This window comes from Flavobacteriales bacterium (assembly GCA_013214975.1).
Taxonomy (GTDB): Bacteria; Bacteroidota; Bacteroidia; order DT-38; family DT-38; genus DT-38.
The window spans coordinates 1-2,725 of the sequence record JABSPR010000134.1 but is presented as its reverse complement, the minus strand read 5'-3'; the positions used below and the strand labels follow the sequence as shown (position 1 = coordinate 2,725).

The following is a 2,725-nucleotide window of genomic DNA, read 5'->3' as shown; positions in this document are numbered from 1 at the left end:
ATTGATTCATCAAGTTTTCCAACCTGAAAACTGGCCAACGACAGATTTACATAAGCTTCCCCGTTAAACTCCTCCTCTTCGAAATATAAAACCCGGCGATATGCCTTGCGCGCTTCTTCGAAGTTATGCGCCTCAAATTGAGTATTCGCATACATCAAGACTTCTTCTGTAGACTGACTAAATCCAACAGTAAGTAGTGAACTAAAAACTAACGATACTATTAAGTATTTCATCCTTTATTTTCTGTTGCCTTTCACTATTCTTTCTTTTAATCCATTTAACTGTTCCATATATATTTCCTAAATAGAACCCTGTAGCAACACCGCTATATATCCAACCATAGGCAGAACTAATTCCTTTCTTCTTAAATCCGCGATATGCCTGCCACCCGGCTACCGTTGTATAGATAAAACTCATCAAGCCATCTTTCCAATACCCAGAATACACCTTACCTAATCCTGGCACCACAACCGACATTGCTACGCCTAGTCCAATACTTTTTCTTTTAATTTCTTTGCTAGATATATACAAAGAAGACATTCTATTTTCCAGATCCCCTTCTGGAGTATTGATAAGGTCAGCATACTTTATATCCATTGTTTTATAAGCACGAATATTAAGAAGAGCCAGAAATTCATAAAACTCCCTCTGTTTAATGCTGAGATTATCATTTCCCAAAGCCCTTCTAAAAGCACTTGTATCTGAACCAGCAAATGCAGTTCTTATGTATTCCTTGCAAATATTAGTTGGCATCTCTTTAACAGATATATACTTTTCGATTTTGTCAAGTCCTTCTGAATACTCTCCCAAATTACGATAACAAGCAAGTAAAGACGCCAATAAAGAAGAGTCATTTGGCATTAAATATATTACTCTTTGGAACTCCGATTTGGCAAAACCGTATTCTCCATTATTGTATAGGTTTTCTGCAAATGCTTTGGAATTGTTATAATCATACAAATCCTTTTGCGCATCTACTTCTTGATTTAACAAGAATAAAAAGCTAATACAAAGGATCGTAAAACAATCTAGACGCATAGTCTTTCTCATATTGATTTGGGCTAAAATTATTACACCTGGCAAAGCGGTCGAAGAAATTAATCACACCTAATATAATTCCCTGGTCTTGAATTGCTTGTACTGCATATACTGAACAAGAAGGATTAAAATTACATCTACTACCATCCTGGCTAGATATAAATCTTTTGTAACCAAGAAACATAAAGCCAAGAAACATTTTAGCCTCTCCATTATATTCTTGAATATGCTTATGATGATCTTCTTGTTCTACAGGTGCCGTTTTAAAGGCCGCAATATCCGAGGAGCTCTGCGCAAATACAATCGCTGGAAGCAAGCTAAAAATCAGCGCTATAGAATACTTCATTTGATTCTGAGTTAGCCACCAAATTAGTATACTCGGTAACAGTTGTTTTTACTTTTTTACCAATTGAATTAAAAACAAAGGCAATTACTTTAGTAGGAAATGCATATCCTTTTAAAAAAATATAATCTTCAAAAAACTGTTGACTTGTCATTTTGCCATTAGGAGAATAAAAGTTAATGGCAAACAGTCGCCCATCTCTTTGTGCCATGGTAACATTACCATGTACGTCTTTTATTACACCTTTGGGTTTCCAGGTAGATACAACAAGCTCTTCCTCCACCTTTGTACTAACCAATTCGAACGGCGCTTTATCCAAACCAAAGTATTCCATATTATTATTACACGCCAAGTTAAACATGGATGTTGAAATAAACCCGGGTGAAGGAATAGTATCCCTTTTTTGTAAACCAGAACGTTTGACAACAGTTAGTTTATCTGTTGCCAAAATAGATTTAGCAATTGGAAATGTTATAGAATAATGAATTTGCTGCGTAGAATGATTATAAAAAAGCTTGCCCATTTGCAGCTTATCGTCCTTTCCAACGGTTATTTCTTTTACAGAAAAATTGCATTCAACCTTGCCGACCAATATTACTTGGCCAAACAACTGGCAACTGCTTGCCACGAAAATTAATAGAAGAATATACTTCAAGGAAAAGAAACTGCTTAGTATGTATACGAATAGTATGCGCCTCCTCCCATTGCTATAGTAACTGCAGTCGAGACAATATTAAGAATAGTTGCAACAACAACACCTACCCAGAATCCTTGTTTTACACCTTCTTCAGCATCACCACTAGGGATATGCAATACAAAGAAACCGATAGGACAACAACAAAATCCCCATGCAAAAGCACCCCAATCCATTGTATCGATAACGGATGACGGATGCGTAGAACTTAATGCTATGCCTTCCTCCATAATCGGAGATAATCTTTTCGTACTTGCAGAAATTCTTCCTTCCATTACATCTTCTTCCAATGAATTTAATGAAGACATTTGTTCAGTAAGCTCTTTCTTATTGTAAAAAAACTCAGATGCATTAACACATGCTATCGAGAAAGCAAGACAAATTGTAATTAGGACTGTTTTCATTCGTTGCAGGTTTTATTATTGATGGCTTATTTCTGTGGTAAAGAAAGTGATAATTTTCTGTTTTCAAAGACGAATACTGGTCTAAATCAATCAACTAACGGCTCATATTTAATTAAATGCATTTCATTGCAACATCTTGTACAACACAATGCATTAACTTTGAACTATAGCATAAGCCATTAGAACGTATTGAAAAATCCTCTTTTAATTCTTCTTCTTTTATCAAGCTACCTTCTTTCATATAGT

5 protein-coding genes are annotated in these 2,725 nt (G+C 35.3%); all 5 read right to left on the bottom strand.

Annotated elements, in window-relative coordinates:
* On the bottom strand, positions 1 to 233 hold a 233-nt coding region (locus HRT72_04960; protein NQY67058.1), incomplete at its 3' end, for a tetratricopeptide repeat protein.
* On the bottom strand, positions 202 to 993 hold the full coding sequence (locus HRT72_04955; GenBank protein NQY67057.1) for a hypothetical protein: 792 nt from the start codon (positions 991 to 993) through the stop codon (positions 202 to 204). The genes HRT72_04955 and HRT72_04960, both read right to left, overlap by 32 nt.
* Before the next feature lie 10 nt (positions 994 to 1,003).
* Positions 1,004 to 1,384 (bottom strand): membrane protein insertion efficiency factor YidD, encoded by a 381-nt coding sequence (locus HRT72_04950; GenBank protein ID NQY67056.1) that lies wholly within the window; start codon positions 1,382 to 1,384, stop codon positions 1,004 to 1,006.
* Positions 1,356 to 1,973, bottom strand: a complete 618-nt coding sequence (locus HRT72_04945) for a hypothetical protein (GenBank protein ID NQY67055.1) — start codon at positions 1,971 to 1,973, stop codon at positions 1,356 to 1,358. Before HRT72_04945 ends, HRT72_04950 begins: the two co-directional genes overlap by 29 nt.
* 77 nt (positions 1,974 to 2,050) lie before the next feature.
* Positions 2,051 to 2,479 carry a hypothetical protein gene (locus tag HRT72_04940; protein NQY67054.1) on the bottom strand — a complete coding sequence of 143 codons (429 nt, stop codon included), beginning with the start codon at positions 2,477 to 2,479 and terminating at the stop codon, positions 2,051 to 2,053.
* Positions 2,480 to 2,725: the final 246 nt, after the last annotated feature.